16 protein-coding genes and 1 tRNA gene are annotated in these 15963 nt (G+C 57.9%); 11 read left to right on the top strand and 6 right to left on the bottom strand.

Annotation, left to right across the window (positions count from 1 at the left end; genetic code table 11):
- Window positions 1–70: 70 nt before the first annotated feature.
- Window positions 71–1318 (bottom strand): transcription termination factor Rho, encoded by a 1248-nt coding sequence (gene rho, locus ACWHTU_RS04045; RefSeq protein WP_447861868.1) that lies wholly within the window; start codon window positions 1316–1318, stop codon window positions 71–73.
- Between the two features lie 572 nt (window positions 1319–1890).
- Here rho and ACWHTU_RS04040 point away from each other — a divergent pair.
- The 11 genes from ACWHTU_RS04040 to ACWHTU_RS03990 all read left to right on the top strand — a co-directional run bounded on the left by ACWHTU_RS04040 (window position 1891) and on the right by ACWHTU_RS03990 (window position 10051).
- Window positions 1891–2307, top strand: a complete 417-nt coding sequence (locus ACWHTU_RS04040) for a DUF2203 domain-containing protein (RefSeq protein WP_447861867.1) — start codon at window positions 1891–1893, stop codon at window positions 2305–2307.
- A gap of 95 nt (window positions 2308–2402) precedes the next feature.
- Window positions 2403–2672 carry a YciI family protein gene (locus ACWHTU_RS04035; RefSeq protein ID WP_447861865.1) on the top strand — a complete coding sequence of 90 codons (270 nt, stop codon included), beginning with the start codon at window positions 2403–2405 and terminating at the stop codon, window positions 2670–2672.
- A 91-nt stretch (window positions 2673–2763) separates the two neighbouring features.
- Window positions 2764–4041, top strand: coding sequence for a hypothetical protein (locus ACWHTU_RS04030; protein WP_447861864.1), 1278 nt, complete (start codon window positions 2764–2766; stop codon window positions 4039–4041).
- A 354-nt stretch (window positions 4042–4395) separates the two neighbouring features.
- Window positions 4396–5034: a carbon monoxide dehydrogenase beta subunit family protein gene (locus tag ACWHTU_RS04025; protein ID WP_447861862.1), complete on the top strand. Its 639-nt coding sequence runs from the start codon at window positions 4396–4398 to the stop codon at window positions 5032–5034.
- Window positions 5035–5078: 44 nt separating this feature from the next.
- Entirely contained in the window at window positions 5079–6290 is a 1212-nt protein-coding gene (locus tag ACWHTU_RS04020; protein ID WP_447861860.1) for a transketolase C-terminal domain-containing protein, read from the top strand.
- A gap of 95 nt (window positions 6291–6385) precedes the next feature.
- On the top strand, window positions 6386–7291 hold the full coding sequence (locus ACWHTU_RS04015) for a thiamine pyrophosphate-dependent enzyme (RefSeq protein WP_447861858.1): 906 nt from the start codon (window positions 6386–6388) through the stop codon (window positions 7289–7291).
- 33 nt (window positions 7292–7324) lie between these two features.
- Window positions 7325–8029, top strand: coding sequence for a 2-oxoacid:acceptor oxidoreductase family protein (locus ACWHTU_RS04010; RefSeq protein WP_447861856.1), 705 nt, complete (start codon window positions 7325–7327; stop codon window positions 8027–8029).
- A 20-nt stretch (window positions 8030–8049) separates the two neighbouring features.
- Entirely contained in the window at window positions 8050–8328 is a 279-nt protein-coding gene (locus ACWHTU_RS04005) for a pyruvate ferredoxin oxidoreductase (protein WP_447861854.1), read from the top strand.
- 92 nt (window positions 8329–8420) lie between these two features.
- On the top strand, window positions 8421–8693 hold the full coding sequence (locus tag ACWHTU_RS04000; protein ID WP_447861852.1) for a hypothetical protein: 273 nt from the start codon (window positions 8421–8423) through the stop codon (window positions 8691–8693).
- A gap of 91 nt (window positions 8694–8784) precedes the next feature.
- A tRNA-Asn gene (locus tag ACWHTU_RS03995) sits at window positions 8785–8860 on the top strand.
- Between the two features lie 123 nt (window positions 8861–8983).
- On the top strand, window positions 8984–10051 hold the full coding sequence (locus tag ACWHTU_RS03990; RefSeq protein WP_447861850.1) for a YheT family hydrolase: 1068 nt from the start codon (window positions 8984–8986) through the stop codon (window positions 10049–10051).
- A 61-nt stretch (window positions 10052–10112) separates the two neighbouring features.
- Here the strand turns inward: ACWHTU_RS03990 and ACWHTU_RS03985 are convergent, their stop codons facing one another.
- The 5 genes from ACWHTU_RS03985 to ACWHTU_RS03965 all read right to left on the bottom strand — a co-directional run bounded on the left by ACWHTU_RS03985 (window position 10113) and on the right by ACWHTU_RS03965 (window position 15907).
- Window positions 10113–11654 carry an ATP-binding protein gene (locus tag ACWHTU_RS03985; RefSeq protein WP_447861848.1) on the bottom strand — a complete coding sequence of 514 codons (1542 nt, stop codon included), beginning with the start codon at window positions 11652–11654 and terminating at the stop codon, window positions 10113–10115.
- 336 nt (window positions 11655–11990) lie between these two features.
- A complete protein-coding gene (locus ACWHTU_RS03980) occupies window positions 11991–12485 on the bottom strand; it encodes a hypothetical protein (RefSeq protein ID WP_447861846.1) in 495 nt (164 codons plus the stop codon).
- Window positions 12486–12719: 234 nt separating this feature from the next.
- Window positions 12720–14264, bottom strand: coding sequence for a proteasome accessory factor PafA2 family protein (locus ACWHTU_RS03975; protein ID WP_447861844.1), 1545 nt, complete (start codon window positions 14262–14264; stop codon window positions 12720–12722).
- A gap of 13 nt (window positions 14265–14277) precedes the next feature.
- A complete protein-coding gene (locus tag ACWHTU_RS03970; RefSeq protein ID WP_447861842.1) occupies window positions 14278–15123 on the bottom strand; it encodes a proteasome subunit alpha in 846 nt (281 codons plus the stop codon).
- On the bottom strand, window positions 15116–15907 hold the full coding sequence (locus ACWHTU_RS03965) for a proteasome subunit alpha (protein ID WP_447861841.1): 792 nt from the start codon (window positions 15905–15907) through the stop codon (window positions 15116–15118). Before ACWHTU_RS03965 ends, ACWHTU_RS03970 begins: the two co-directional genes overlap by 8 nt.
- Between the last annotated feature and the right edge of the window lie 56 nt (window positions 15908–15963).

The raw sequence follows: 15963 nt of genomic DNA, 5'->3' as shown, positions 1-15963 counted from the left end.
CAACCAGTCGTCAGCTTGCGCAGCGGATTTCCGGTGCGTGCCGAAAGCCGCCGCTGAGGGGCCTCTCTTTCTACCGATTCATGGACATGAGGAATTCCTGATTCGTCTTGGTCCCCTGGATTTTGTCCATGAGAAACTCCATCGCTTCCACGGTCCCCAACGGGCTCAGCACTTTTCGGAGAATCCACATCTTGTTGAGCCGGTCCCGATCCACCAGCAATTCTTCCTTCCGAGTTCCGGACTGGCTGATATCAATCGCGGGGAAGATGCGCTTGTCCGCCAACCGCCGATCCAGATGCACCTCCATATTGCCGGTGCCCTTAAACTCTTCGAAAATGACGTCGTCCATACGACTGCCCGTGTCGACCAGGGCGGTCGCAATAATGGTCAAGCTTCCCCCGTTCTCGATGTTCCGCGCCGCTCCGAAAAACCGCTTCGGACGCTGCAGCGCATTAGAATCCAGACCGCCTGAGAGCACCTTGCCGCTCGGCGGCGCGATGGTGTTGTAGGCGCGGGCCAACCGGGTGATGCTGTCAAGCAGAATCACCACGTCACGCTTGTGTTCCACCAGCCGCTTGGCCTTCTCCAGCACCATTTCGGCCACTTGCGCGTGACGCTGGGCCGGTTCGTCGAACGTGGAACTGATCACCTCGGCTTTGACCTGCCGCTGCCAATCGGTGACTTCCTCGGGACGCTCATCAATCAGCAACACGATCACGGTCATTTCCGGATGGTTCTTCAGAATCGCTCGGGCGATTGCCTGCAACAACATGGTCTTTCCGGTTCGCGGCGCGGCGACAATCAATCCGCGTTGCCCTTTGCCAATCGGGGTGATAAGGTCCATGACCCTCGTGCAGTACTCTTCCGGATCGAACTCGAGGTTGATGCGTTCCTCCGGATAGAGTGGAGTCAGGTTGTCGAACAGGATCTTGTCCCGCGCAACTTCGGGGTCCTCGTAATTGACCTTTTCGACTTTCAGCAGCGCAAAGTACCGCTCACTCTCTTTGGGAGGCCGAATCTGCCCGGAGACGATGTCGCCGGTCCTAAGGTTGAAGCGACGAATCTGCGAAGGGGAGATGTAGATGTCGTCGGGTCCCGGCAAATAATTGGAGTCTGGCGCCCGCAGGAAGCCAAAACCGTCGGGGAGCGTCTCCAATACGCCTTCTCCGAACACGACGCCGTTTTTTTCGGTCTGCGCCTGCAGGATCGCGAAAATCAGCTCCTGCTTCCGGAGATTGGCTGCTCCCTCGATTTTGAGTTCCCGCGCTACCTCGTTCAGTTCGGCAATAGTTTTTTGCTTTAATTCGGCCAAATGCATGTTCTCCCCCTTGCCATGTTACGTTCCGAGGCTGACGGGCTCGCTCAGCCTCGCTTCAGCAACGAGTTTTAAGAATAATGTCCGTTCAGCGTGCCACATGAACGAAGCGCATGTCGTCGTTGATGATGTCAGTTGGACTGGCGAGGATGATCCGCGCAGGATGAACGTGTCTTCGGGTTATCGTGTCCGGATTTTCACTCGCTGAATGTCGACTGCTCCCTCAAACTCGGGAACGTCTGACATGGAAACTCGCCTGGGCAACTACGATAAAATCGGCTTGGTTCGAGACGGGCCCCGGAAAGCTGAACGGGGGAAGAGGTAACCTTCTATCGAACCGGAAAGCTGATCAAATGATAACGCTCGCCTTTCACCTTGTCAATAGTCGTTTCCTCCTTCTTTGACCCAGTCTCCCAGGCTGCCTGGGCCACAGAGACCCGCTGACTCAACAAATGAGAATGAGATGGGCTGCCGGCCATGATCATCAGTCGATCATCCGTCCGCCATGTCGCGCCGATCCAACAGTGTTGAACCTCGCTTCGGCGCTGTGTTAAAAAAAACATTGGGGGTTCATAATGGCCGACCGCGACGAAAGCGAGAACCAGAACCGCATCTTTACCCTGTCCGAAGCCAATCGACTGCTTCCTCAATTGCGTGACTATTTGACTGCAATCAAGCAAGGAAAGGCAATCCTCATCCGTACAAAAGACGAGATCAAAAAAGCCAGCGCGAACGCAGAGGCGGCGGGTGGCAGCCCGCTCGGCGCCCTGTACATTACAGCCCTGCAGCAGATCGGTGAAAGTCTTCACGCGGTCCAGGAAATGGGCGTCTTGGTCAAGGACATCGATCTGGGGCTCTGTGATTTTCCCTATCTGCTAGACGGTCGAATCGTCTACCTTTGCTGGAAGCTCGGAGAATCCGAGATCCGCTGGTGGCATGAAGTGACGCGCGGATATAAGGATCGCCACCCCCTCGAGACCTTCGGTTCGTAATAAATAAGTGTCACTTCCGTCCCTGTTCCCTGACGGTCCGCACCGCTGAAGTACGCAGCTGACGCCATGTGACACGACTCCTGTCAGAGAGGTACATGAAGTTCGTCATCCTCGGATTCGACGGTCCGGACAGCCAAGCTAAACGCAACATCCACCGTCCTGCCCATCTAGCAAGGCTCGAGCCGCTGAATGCCCAGGGACGAGTCATTCTGGCCGGCCCGCTGACCGATCAAACCGGCAGCCTGATCGTGATCGAAGCGAAGTCGCAAGAGGAAGCCGAACAGTTCGCACGGGAGGATCCTTACACCGTCCACGGCGTATTCGAGCGGGTCGAAGTACACCCGTTCCTGCAAGTCTTCCCATAGTGCGAAAAATGATGTCCGCTAGTCCTTCCCCGTTCCCATAGATTGTTTCCTCGCTCAGTCGAACGTAGATAGTAATAAAAATGGGTGAATCATGATGGGGTGGACGTTCTTCGCCAAAAGCTGCGCGATGGGTTGCGTGTACGCGGCGCTTTTTTTCGGCTCCCCTGTTCTGGCTGGGACAACGAAGGTCATTGTCGCCGAGGCAAGCTATGTCATGGGCGATGGTGATACCCTGGCGGGTGCGGAGGCGAATGTGCTGTTGAGAGCGAAGCGGAAAGCGGTCGAAGAAGCCGGCGTGTACCTCGAGTCCCTCTTTGTGGATATAGAAAAGACTTCCGGCAGCAAAACCTCTCGGATGAATGCTCTCGAGGTGCGAACGATCTCGGCTGCCGTCACCGAAACGGAGGTCCTCGAATCACACCGGACGTTCGAGGGAGACCGGCCGGTCTTCCGAGTCAAGATTCGCGCGGTCGTCAACCTCGATAAGCTCGAAGAGGCCATCAAGCGGTTGCAATCCGAGCGCCAACTGGCCGCAAACTACCGCGAACTTCAGCGGGAAAATTCGCAACTCCGCGCGCAATTGAATGAACTGCGGAAAGAGGCACAAGGAGTGCGCACGTTGCTGATTGAATCGGCGCCGAAGTCCCAGAACCGACAGCGTGCCAGCGAGCTGGTACGATCGGCAATCAGTGCGCAAAACCTTTCCCGAAAGATCGACTTGGCCACGCAGGCCGTCAGCGCGGATGATCAGTTTATCGACGCGTACATCGTGAGAGGTCAGACCTACTTGCACATCGCTTCCCTCGCTTTCTCGCGCAAACCCAAGCCGGATGAATTGCCCCATTATCTTGAGCGTGCGCGTGCTGACTTCGATCGCGCCTTGGCGCTCGACCCGAACAATACCTGGGCTCTTCTAGGACACGGAGATACTCTGACTTGGCACAAGAACGCGGAAGAAGCCGCCAAAGACTACGAACGGGTCTTGGAGATCGATCCTCTCTTCGACCTCGCTCGACAACGGCTCATCACACTGTATACCACCCTCGCCAGGAAGCAGGCCGCCGCCAAGCAGTGGCTTCAGGCGCTGGCCACCTTGGACAAGCTCCTCGGGGCTGCGTTTGGCGACAGTTGGCTGGTTTACCAAAAGGAGGCGTACCTGCTGCGTAGCGAGATTTACACTAGGCTGAAACAGCCCCAACGCGCCATCGAGGACCTTTCCGTTGTCGTGCGGGCGGATCCCACCGATAAAGACGCCTTTCTACGCCGCGCCAAGCTTTATCAGGGACTAATGTTGGGTCGGTTGGCCAAGGACGACTTTGAGCGCGCCTGCGCTCTGGGCTCTACGATCGCTTGCCAGCGGCTACCTTGATTCAACTGGCCGGAAAACGAAGACCGTTCACCCAGTGAGGCAAAAACGTGCATGAAGGAAAGGCACAGAAGGGCTTCCCCCTCTATCACTTTTGCGAAGCGCAGTGATGGCGCTTACGCGTGTGGGCCTGTCCACGATTGACAGTCTGAAAGAACGCCAGCTATAATGCGGCCTTAGCTCATTCACGCTCCGGCGCGCACTCTTAGTTCCAAAGACCTACAGGGATCCGTTCCCGTAGCCCAAAATTTCTTTATGGTGGGCCTTCTGTTGTCTTGCGGTAGTAGATGGAAACGGCATAGAGTGGCGTTAGACCGTCAAATTGCTTTCATGTTCGCCTGAGGAGAAGAAGCTGGAATGAACCAACACTATCGCGTCCTTCCCGGACCAGAGCATTTTCTGCCCCCTGCAGCGGCCACCATGGGTATTCAGCTTCCGAACCCTGGAGAAGCCCATATCAACGGCGTCATCGTTCCTGAAGAACAGGCGATGGAAGAGGCTGCCAGGCAGTTCCTGATGGCGAAGGTCCCGACGATCTTTCCTGGTCCCCTCGTACTCTGGGCATGGAACGAGAAAGCGGCCAAAAAGGCGACCGCTATTCGGCACCTCTACGAAACTCTCAGAGAGTGCGTTCAGCCGGGCCAGAAACCCATGCTGATTCCAATGCCCGATTACCGGCCGAAATACCCCAAGATCAATCCGGAAATTGAAATCAATCCCAACCATCCGAACCTCACGATTTGGCACAACAAGATCGACTGCTGCATGTTCGTCGGCGTTCACTGCCATCAGGCGAATTTGTCGTTGAAAATCATCCGGGGCGGGACATCCTGCTACACGATTGCCATGTGCGCCCAGGCGGGCCATGAAGACGCCATGCTGTCGTTTCGTGATGCGACGCCTGAGAAAATCATGCGCTTGGCCGAATGGGTGCGCAAATTGAAAGGAACAGTCGAACCACGTTTGGCATCGGTCAAGAGCACGGCCTCAAACTGAAATGAATGTTTGAGCGTTCGCTGCGGAGAAAGGAGGCGGGGGCCATGGCTGAGGGAAAGTCGGTCATCGGGACACAGAACAAAAAGGGTCAAACATACACAGATCCCTGGTACATGCTGCACGAGGCCCCGCGCACACCCTCGTTTTTCACCGGGAGCGAAGTCATCAAGGAAGCCATCCGTCGGGCGAGCTGTGACATCATGATCGCCTATCCGATTACGCCTCAGAGCGAAGCGGCGGCGCTGATCGGCGAGTTGTTCGCCGAAGGCTACGTCGGCGACTACTTCCGGGGAGAGAGCGAGTTCGCGGTCATGTCGGAGTGCGCGGGCGCCGCATTCGGGGGAGCCAGAGTGTTCACGACCACCGCCGGTCCCGGAACAATGCGGGCCATGGAGAACTTTCCAATGTGGGCCGGGGCCCGGCTGCCGATTCAGATGATCGTCACCTGTCGTGGAATCAACTCGCCACTTTCGATTCAACCGGATACGCTGGAAATCGCTTATCTCTTGAATACGGGCATGTTGGTGTGGCATGCCGAGACGGCACAGGACTTTTTCGACTGGATTTTGAAGGGATATATGGTCGCGGAGGAGCCGGACGTCCACTTGCCGTTGGCGCTCTGCTGCGACGGCTTCTTCGTCACACACACCAAGGACGTGGTCTATTTGACCCCGGCAGACATGTGTCTGCCGCCTTACGACCCTTATCGCTCGCCTGTGCCTTGCATGGACATGGAATGCCCACCTGTCCGGATGATGCGCGATCCCTTCGTGATGAAAAGCAATTACATTAGCTATGCGACGCACGCGAGTTGGCAGCAGGAGGTGTGGGCGGCGGTGGAGCGGTCGCGGAAACACACGATCCGCTGGCTTAACGGTTTGATCGACGCGGAAAACACGGACGCTGACATCGTCATTGTGTCGTCCGGGACCGCCGTGTCGCAGGGCCGAGAAGCCATCCGTTTGCTCGAAGATGAGGGCGTGCGCTGCGGATTGGTGAAGATCAAGACATTGCGTCCCTGGCCGGGAGAGGAAATTCGCGAGGCAACAAAGCACGCCAAACACATTTTTGTGCCGGAGTTCAATGTCACCGGATGGTTGGCCAAGGAAATACGGGCCACAATTCCCAACAGCGATCGTGTGCACGCTGGGCCCCATGTCTGCGGCGGCATGACCATGCCGCCGGAAATCATTGTATCTGAAATCAAGACGACATTGGGGATGCGGGCCATATCGCTGGCCGGGCGCGGCAGCTGAGCAACAAATAGCTGATACCGAGCAGACAACAGTTTGAAGCGACGGGCTATCGGCTGTTGGCCGCTCGCTCTCCTGAAGACGAAGAGGAGGCATCCATGAGCAAAGAGCGAATTAAAATCGCGCCGGAATTCTTCGATATCATGCCGCCCGAGTATCAGGATTTGGTACACCGGGCGACGTACGGCAAGGAAGACCGGGGGTGGAAGGATATCGGAACCTCCAAGGAACTGATCGAAGAGCACTCGCTCTGCGCCGGATGCCCCGAATCCATGGCTTTCCGGTACATCCTGGCGTCCCTGCCGAATCCTGAAGACACGGTCATGGTGGGATCAACCGGCTGTACCAGCCTGGTGTTTCCTCATGTGGCCGTGCACAACATCCATTCGTTGTTCGGCAATCAAAATGCCATCGCGTCGGGTCTTAAGCGCGCGCTGACGCTCCGATTTCCAGGTCGAATCAAGGACGTCGTCGTGTTGGCGGGCGACGGCGCGACAGTGGACATCGGTTTGGACATGACGCTCCAAGCCTGGTTCCGCCAGGAGAAGTTCACCACAATCTGTTTCGATAACGAACTGTATGCCAACACTGGAGGCCAAGAAAGCGGTTTGATGCAGAAGGGTTTTGTCGCCAAGATGGCGCCGGTCGGGAAGACGTTTGAAAAAGTGCGATTGCCGGAGATCGCCCGTGAATCCGGCTGCCATTATGTCGTCCAATGCACGGTCAGCAAACCCTCGTTGGTGGAAAAGGTCGTCCGGAACGCCGTGTTCGTGGCTCGCGAGATCGGTCCAACCTATCTCCAGTTTTACACCCCATGCATCCTGGAGATCGGCAAGAACAGCATGGAAGGACTCCAGGAAATGCGGGACTCGGAAAAACCGACGGAGCGGTTCGCTTACAAAGAATATGTGAGCGACGCCGCCAAACAGTTCTTGGCCGAACTGGCCGCCAAGGAAAAGGAAAAGAAGGCAGCCGCGAAACAGTTGGCCGCCCAGGAAGCTTAATCAAACCGGGCGGACAGGTCGGGGAGGACGGACATGATCAAGAAAAGACTGAATATCCGGATGTCGGGCTTGGGAGGGCAGGGCGCCGTGACCGCCGCCCACGTATTGGCTATGGCGGCGAACCGTGATGGCAAGTTCGCCATTTCCAACCCGTTTTTTGGCGCGGAGAAACGGATGGCACCGGCCGAGAGTTACTGCCGCATCGGGGTTGAACGCATCTATGATCGCGGCGAGCTCGTATTTCCCGACGTGATCGAAGTGTTTCATCCTCAAGTGATCACGATGGGCAAGAGCTACACCATGCCATTCTATTCTGGCATCAAGGAAAACGGAGTGGTCATCATCAACTCGGACGTCCCGTTGTTGTCCGAGGAAGATATTCAACGCCTGAAGGACCTGAACGTGGCGGTGTTTTACATCAAGGGGACGCAGATCGCGCTGGAGATTGCCGGCACCGAATTGTCGACCAACATGACCATGATCGGATCGGTTGCCGGCATCACCCGGTGTGTTACGCTGGAAGCCCTCGATGGCGCCTTGCAGGAGCGGTTTGGGAAAAAATTCGTGGCCTCCGGCGGAACGGCGTCCTTGGATGAAGCGATCAAGAAAAAGTTCGCCAAGAAAGAAATGCTGCTGCAGAAGAACCTCGCAACCGTCAAGCGCGCATACGAGCTGGCGGCCGAATGGGCGGACAAAAACAATGTCGAGCTGCGCGTCGGCTTCCCGGTGGCGGCCTAACGGAAAAGGAACCTTGACGCATGTATAACGTCGCGCAAGTGATTGAAGAGAAGTGCGTGGCCAAGAAAGGCTGTCGCCTATGCATCATGTACTGTCCGGAGGCGAATTGCCTCGATCTCAATGTCGCTAAAATGGTCGCCGAAGTGAATATTAACCGCTGCAAAGGCTGTGAACTGTGTGTCGTGGTCTGCAATGCCGCTAAACACCAGGCCATCCAAATGTGCGCAGTCAGCGCCAACGGGGAGTTGCTGTCGAGAAAAGGCGAATCCGCAGCCCTGGGCCAGGCCTACCAGGGCTGATCCTGCACGAGCCTCTGTATCACATTGGAAAACCCCATGGCGCTCGCGCTATGGGGTTTTTTGTTGTTGGACGAGTTTCCACGGGGCACGCCATGATGGAAAGCGAAGACAACGTTGTGCGGTCGTTGATCATGGAAATTTCGACTTTGCTGAAGGAATTTCCTGAAGCGTTGGAACGTCGGGCGGCCGAAATCCAGGCCACAGGTAAGGACCCGGAATTAGCCGGCAAGCTGGCTAAAGGCGCCGATGCGATGCGGGACAGCGGGAACATCTATCTGAGCTGGGCCCGCCATTACGCCGCGCTGTCCGAAGGTAATTCCGACGCCTCGGACGACGAAGACGATTCCGAGGACTTCAGCGTGTAGATCGAGGGAACCATTCCCTTGACTTCCCTTAATCCTCCCAGGCCGCCGCGGTTTGTGCTACAATGCGTTCCGTGTGTCTCCAGATATGAATTCCCCGGTAGCTCAGTTGGTAGAGCGGTCGGCTGTTAACCGATTGGTCGCAGGTTCGAGTCCTGCCCGGGGAGCCATTCCTTTCTGAGATCATCCCACGCAAGACCGGAAGACGGTCTTGAGGCTTCCGCGTTTCAATGGATTCCTTAGGCGGTCTTCTTCCGTTTGAGCCTCACCCTTTGCTTCGAAACGCCCATGCCATGACCATCGTCCCGCATCTGTGGCCGCGCCGAGACCTTTTGCGCAACGTGCCGACAGAGGCGCGGCTCTTTTCCGTCGCAAAAGACACCAAACTCCTCGGGTTTTGTCATTGGCAACGAAACAAGAAAACCTGCCGGACCGTCGTGCTCGTACACGGGTTGGAAGGTTGCAGTGAATCACACTACATGCGAGGGATCGCCGCCAAGGCCTGGCGGGCCGGCCTGAACGCCGTCCGCTTGAATCAACGCAACTGCGGAGGAACCGAATCCCTGACCCCAACGTTGTACCACAGCGGGCTCAGTGCGGATTACCAGGCGGTGATCAAGGAACTGGCCACGGTCGACGGGTTGCCGGATATCTGGCTAGTTGGCTACTCCATGGGAGGCAATCTGGTTCTGAAAACGGCCGGCGAGGCGGGAGCCGATTTCCCCGCGCTGCAAGGCGTGTTGGCTGTCTGTCCTAACATCGATCCGGCGGCCTGCGTCACCGCGCTGGAACACCCCTCTAATCGCCTATATCACTCGTATTTTCTAAAACGTCTCAAAGCCAGGATGCGACGCAAGGCGACGTTGTTTCCAGACAAGTTCGACTTGTCGGATTTACGAGCCATCGGCTCGATGCGCGAATTTGACGATCGGTACACGGCACCGGACGGTGGCTATCACAATGCCGCAGAGTACTACGAGCGCGCCGGCGCTCGGCATGTGCTCGCACAGATCCGCGTGCAGACCGTCATCCTGACCGCACAAGACGACCCTTTTATCCCCTACGCCATGTTTCAGGCGCCTGCCCTGCGCAGCAATCCGCGCATCAAGCTAATCGCCCCACGATATGGGGGACACTGCGGGTTTTTTCAACGCTCCACGCCGAATGAAGATTCCTATTGGGCAGAAAACCGCCTGGTAGAGATTATCGCAAAGGCACCAAGTCCCGACACCGAAGCTCCCTCTTCGGCCATTGAGGACGAGACCAAACTGAGACGCGACTGCACACCCGGGCGACGCACACCGCCGCTGTCCGCGGTGCAGCTCGGCGCAGACTCGCACCGGCCTGGTCTAGAACGCTAGACATTCGGCAGTGCGCGGCTCCTGGCTATCCTCGAACCGGCCGGCAAAGCGATACACCGGATCAGTTGCAGAAGATCTTCTGAATCTTGTCCGCCAACACGTGGGGCAGGATCGGCTTGGGAAGGAATTCGGATTGCTCGCTCACTCCGTTGGCCAAAACCGTATCGCCGGTGTATCCGGAGATAAAGAGCACTTTGAGATCGGGAATAAACGCTGCAAGGTGTCGCGCCAACGCCGGCCCGTTCATCCGGGGCATGATCACATCGGTAACAACCAACCGGCACTCGTTGGCTTGCGTCTGCATGACCTTGAGCGCCTCGACGCCGTCTGACACTTCGAGGACGCGGTAGCCCTGGGCGCGGAGAATCGTCGCAATGAATGATCGCACCCCGCTTTCATCTTCGACGACGAGCACGGTTTTGCGGTCTTCCACCGACCGCTCCGAAACGGCGAGCGCCTGGACACCCCGAACCTCGATCTCGACCCGCGGCAGGAGGACTTTGAAGACCGATCCACGGCCCTTTTCGCTGGACACCTCAATGTAGCCGCCGCTTTGCTTGACGATCCCGTACACCGTCGCCAGCCCGAGCCCTGTTCCCTTTCCCATCTCCTTCGTACTGAAGAACGGTTCGAACAGCCGCGCTTGAGTCGCCGCGTCCATGCCGCAGCCGGTGTCCCGTACGGACATCGCAACATAGCGACCGGGCTTAGCCCCTGGATGCCGGCGCACGTACTCGTCGTCCAACTGGACGTTGCAAGTTTCGATCGTCACGATCCCCCCCTCCGGCATGGCATCGCGCGCGTTGATGATCAGGTTCAGAACGACTTGCTCCAATTGCACCGGATCGGCCAACACTTCACCAACCTCCGGATTCAATAAGGTCACGATCTTGATTTGCTCGCCAATCAAGCAACGCAAAATCTCCTCCATATCCCGAATCAGACAATTGATCGCCAGCGGCTTCTGTCCCAGGACCTGGTGCCGACTGAAGGCCAAAAGTTTCTTGGTCAGCGCCGCAGCCCGCGAGCCGGCCTGACGGATCATGTCCAGGTCTTTCCGGCAGGGATGATGGGCCAACTCGTCGCTCAAAAGCTGACTGTAGCCATTGATGATCGTCAACAGGTTGTTGAAGTCGTGCGCGATTCCTCCGGCCAGCCGACCGATCGCTTCCATCTTTTGGGCCTGTTGCAACGCCTGTTCGACCCGTTTTCGTTCGGTAATATCCGTGATCGTCTCCACGACGTGGGTCTGCCCGTCCACTGTCATGACCTTCGACCATTGGACGAGAAGATATTGGTTGTTCGGGAGCGGCACCTCATTGCACGTGCTCTCTCCGGTGCGCACCGTTTCCGGCATCCGGCAAAAAGTGCAGGGCGCCACGCAATTGGCGATCTTCTCGTGACAAGGCTCCCCAGAAATGTCGCCGAACTTCCGCAGGCCGGTCTCGTTTTGAAACTGAACCCGATAGGTCACCGGATCGATAACGGTGATAATGACCGGCTGGGAATTCAGCAAACTTTTCGGATCATACTGAGGCCGGCGCTCTTCCACGGGCATTGCGGGTGGTCCTCCAACCTGCGCTTCCAGAGCCGTGTCCTTCAAGTGACTGCTCCTTTCTTACAACAGCCCCGTACAGAGTCAAGTTTTAACTCAGCAAGCGCCGCGCGAAATTCTTACGTAGTTAATTGTCGGCGCATGCATTCAAGGAACCAGGGTATCGGAAAGGCCGCCGTAGATGATGCAGATAAAGGATGGAAGAACCGTGACTTCCGGGCATCCTGAGGCGTGGATGCGAACAGCCCCGAGGATGGCAATGAGTCAGACGCTCTGCGGGACCGACAGGGAAAGGGCGACGGCACGGCGCGAGATCGGATCTTTCAGCCAACGTCAATCACCCGCGACACTACTCAAGAGAGACCGCAAAGAGCGCACGCCGGATCAGGCCGGCTGGCGCTTCCCTTTCTTCTGGATCTCCAGCGAGCCGAGCAACGGCGCGCTTTTCAGAAACCACGTCGCGACCAGCCAGACCGCCACGGCGACAATCCCCGCCACGAACAGCCAATTGTAGATGGTCTTGCCGGTTTTCCCCAGGAACGGGCCACAGACCAGCAGTAGAACGCCATATCCCGCGGTCACGACAATCAACGTCGTGGCCGGCAGGATCATCTCCCGGAACGGTGAAAACCTCTTCCACTCTTCCGGGAAATGGAGGGTAGCGTGGCGCCCGAACAACCAAAACATCAGCAGTGCGCCCCCGTAACCCAGGAACTGAGCCACATCGGAGGCTTTGAGCTTGGCGACTCCGAGCGTCGTCCCCGTGAACAGCGGAAGATGACCCAGGATCACGCCCAGCAGCAATGCCAGGATGATCGCCACACCATATTGCACAATCCAACCTTTGGTTTTCATGTTCGAAATGTCTTCCGTCATCATGCATCCTCCTTGCTCTTTGTTCTCATTGCTGCACTTACCATCGGCTTTTTCGCGGCCGCAAAAGCGATCCCTTTGCCGTGTCGGGAGAATCTTAGCACTCGATCCGGAAGGGCTGTCCAAGTACGGCAAATCAACGAGTTAGAGAATCGCTCGGCTCGCGGATTTTTCGGTGAGGACGGTCAGAAATGGAGCGCTCATGCGTCCGACCCACGTGGGCCACTCTTATCAACGTGTTCAATCGGCGAGGTGGGCCCGCACTTCTTGCACATAGGTCTTGAACGGATCGGGCATGGGGAATGGTGGCCGGCCCCGAAGTTGGAAGATCGACCAATTGATGACATAGGCGGGAAAGTCCCGTTCCTCCGGCCTGGAGTCATCAGGCTCCCGCGAGGGACCACAGGCCAGCAGATGGCTGATCAACTCTCCCCGCCCGAAGGCGCGTGTATTTCTCGGCGGGCGAGCCTGCGCCAGTTCCACCGCCTTGTCAGTCGTCAGCCTCGCGACCCGCCCTTCCTCCTGGAGCCCCCAGTACAGTCCTCTGTCCGAATGGAGGTTATGATATTCCAAATCCAGACTCTTCATGATCGGATCGTTCCACTCAACCCGCTCCGCCTCCCGGAACGTCTCGAGCAACCACAATTTGGAGGCCCAATCGACGCGCCCGATCAGTTTCGTGTAGTCGCCGCGCAGGTCGGTAAGGACCTGTTCCCATTGCTCCAACACCCAATCGGTTTCCTCATCCTGTCCCTTGCAGTGTTCTTGGGCCGCTTCCAGAAAGCGCTCCTGAATCTCGACGGCGGACATCGTTTTGCCCGACGTTAATGTTACCAGCCATCGCCGATCCTGATCCTGGGAAATCTCCTGCAGCGTCTCCACCGGCTCCTGAACGTCCAATCCCTTGGGAGCATGGCCCTCCTCTATGAGCTGGAGCACCAGACCGGTCGTGCCCATCTTTAACGCCGTTGCATACTCCGCCATGTTGGAATCCCCCACCAGCAGGTGAATGCGACGGAATTGGTTCGGATCGGCTAGGGGTTCATCGCGGGTGTTTACGATGGCCCGGTTCTGCTGGACCCACTCGAAAAAGTCATTCACGATGTGATCCGCCCGCTGGGAGATCTGAAAAGCCAGCGCCGATGAATGTCGATGAGACGAGATGGCCGCCCGCGGCACGATCAGCCGATCCCGCTGGAACCACCCGTCCTGGGGACAGGCGGCGCCCACCCGTCCGGCGCCGGTAAAAATCTGGCGGGTGACGAGAAAGGTGATCAACGGTGCAAGCCCCCGGCGCGAAAACGGGAACCGCCGCGAGACGAGATAATTTTCATGGGAACCGAAAGTCGCGTCGGTTTCGTGATCGATGTTGTTCTTGATCAGCGACACCGTGTCGACCAGCCCCAGGTCCTCGAGTGCCGTCTGTAGAATCCGATCGCCGGCCCGATCCGAAGCAACCAGATCGGTCAAGCTGCCGCACTCAGGCGAGGCATATTCGAGGTGGCCCATGTCCAGATAGATCCGGCCGGCGTTGGTGAGAAACCCTCCGTTCCCGGGCGGTTCATCGTGGCCACGATGATGGAGATCCAACACGCCGCGCCGCTGAACACGAAAGAGATGATCGCGGATGCGGTGCGCCAGCCACGCGGGCGAGTAAGCCGGGCGATCCTGATGGATGAGCAGGCCGTATTCGGTTTCGAGGCCGAAGATGCGGTTCAGCATGGCCGCAGAATGATGCGTGACACGTGCCGCGTCATGAAACGCGCCGCCCGAGACACGTTCCACCGCGTCTCACGCGCTATCGTGACTCCTCACGTGTGAGGTTCTTCAGTTCACGGGGCAGCAATCGCCCGATCTCGTCCGGTTTGAGCGGGCGATACTTGGAGGACCCGGGGGCTCCGCGGTCCAAGACGGCGCACTCGATCGTTTTTTCGGCCACTGTTTCCCGCAGATGAGCAAGCAGCCGGCCTTTGTCGAGCGGCGCCGGCGCAGACTGAACGTCTTTTGATTGACCGGATCGCTCCTCGCTTGGATCGTCTTCGGTCCGTTCCCGAATCTGCGCCAGCGAACCCACCGCCCAGGCGCAGACCGCGCTCGAGACGGCCTGTTCCAGCGAGGCCGAGGCCAGATCGCATTCCTGCCTGAGATAGGCTCCCATTTCGGCCTGAATGGCCGGGGTGGCCGCCAACGCCGCCCACCCCGTCGCCTCTTCAAACACACCGTCATAGTTGACGGTCAGGAATGCATCGCGCCCGGGTCTGAGCCCCAACTCGGCCACTAGAATTTTCACGATAAACGGGGCCCTGAACACTTCTTCGAACGCCTGCTTGATGGTCGGGGCCAAACCGTACTTCATCAAGCGCGCGCCGGTCACGTCCGAGGGTGAACGGTTGAACCCCTCGACATGGGCCATCTCCAGCAGGCTGAACCGCAGCTTCTCCAAATCGGCCGGATGGCCCATCCCGCCCAGTGCAATGCGGTCGTAGATTTCGTAGAGCTTGGGCGTTCCGCGACTCACCGTCAAAAGCAAAATACCGTCGGCATAGGACAGGGCCACGACTGGACTGCCCCGCTTGAACTGCTCGTCGAGATACTGCCGACGATTGCCGACCGCTTCGACCCATCGATACGGCTCTTCAAACACGGCGCGCCACCTTCCCTTCATACAGGGGCTTGAGCCGGCTCTCCGGCACGGTCTGCACACCGGCTTCCGTGATCAGCTTCACGACGGGATAGAGATTCGCCTCATGGTTCACCCCGCCCGTCGCGGAATCGAATTCCGCCGCGCAGGTCAGCAGGCGCAGCGCCTGGGTCGTCGCCTCTTCTTCGGATTGCGCGCTCAGCGGCTGGGCGCCCCAAGTGTTCAGATAATGGAGGATGCCGCGAATCGTGGGCGACCCGGAACCGGAGACCGCGTATTCCACCCCCTCGAACTCCGCGCCGAGAATGTCGTAGAAAAAAATTTTGGCCGTCCCTTGTTCGATGTCATAGCCGGCGAAGATGGGGGCGACGGCGCCGGTGCCGGCCAACGCGGCCGCGACGTTTTCCTTCAGCAACTTGGACACGGCGCGTAATTTGCCTTCGAAGCTCAATTCCTGCAACTGCGTGCGGCGATAGTACTTGAACGAATGCTCCAGAATACGGGCCATCTCATAAGCCGTCGCCGGCACGCCCGCGATCGCCATCACGCTGTGGCGATCCAGTTCCAGTACCTTGTCGGTCCGGTCGTACATCACCGTGTTGCCGGCCGTGGCCCGACGATCTCCGGCGACCAGGATTCCGTCCCGATACTTCATCGCCAGAATCGTCGTCCCACACACGATCGCAGTCGACGGCCCCGCCCCACTTCCCTCGCCGCCGGCACCCGCGGTTCCGAACCGATACCCGCGATCTTTCAGCAACTGCAGGAAATCGCCTTCCATACCCATCGCTTCACCTTGGTCCTATACCCCAGGTTGTGAGCGCCAAGTTGCCAGCTCTGGGG

The sequence above is a fragment of the Nitrospira calida genome (genome assembly GCF_976986435.1).
This window is presented reverse-complemented; position numbering and strand designations above follow the sequence as displayed.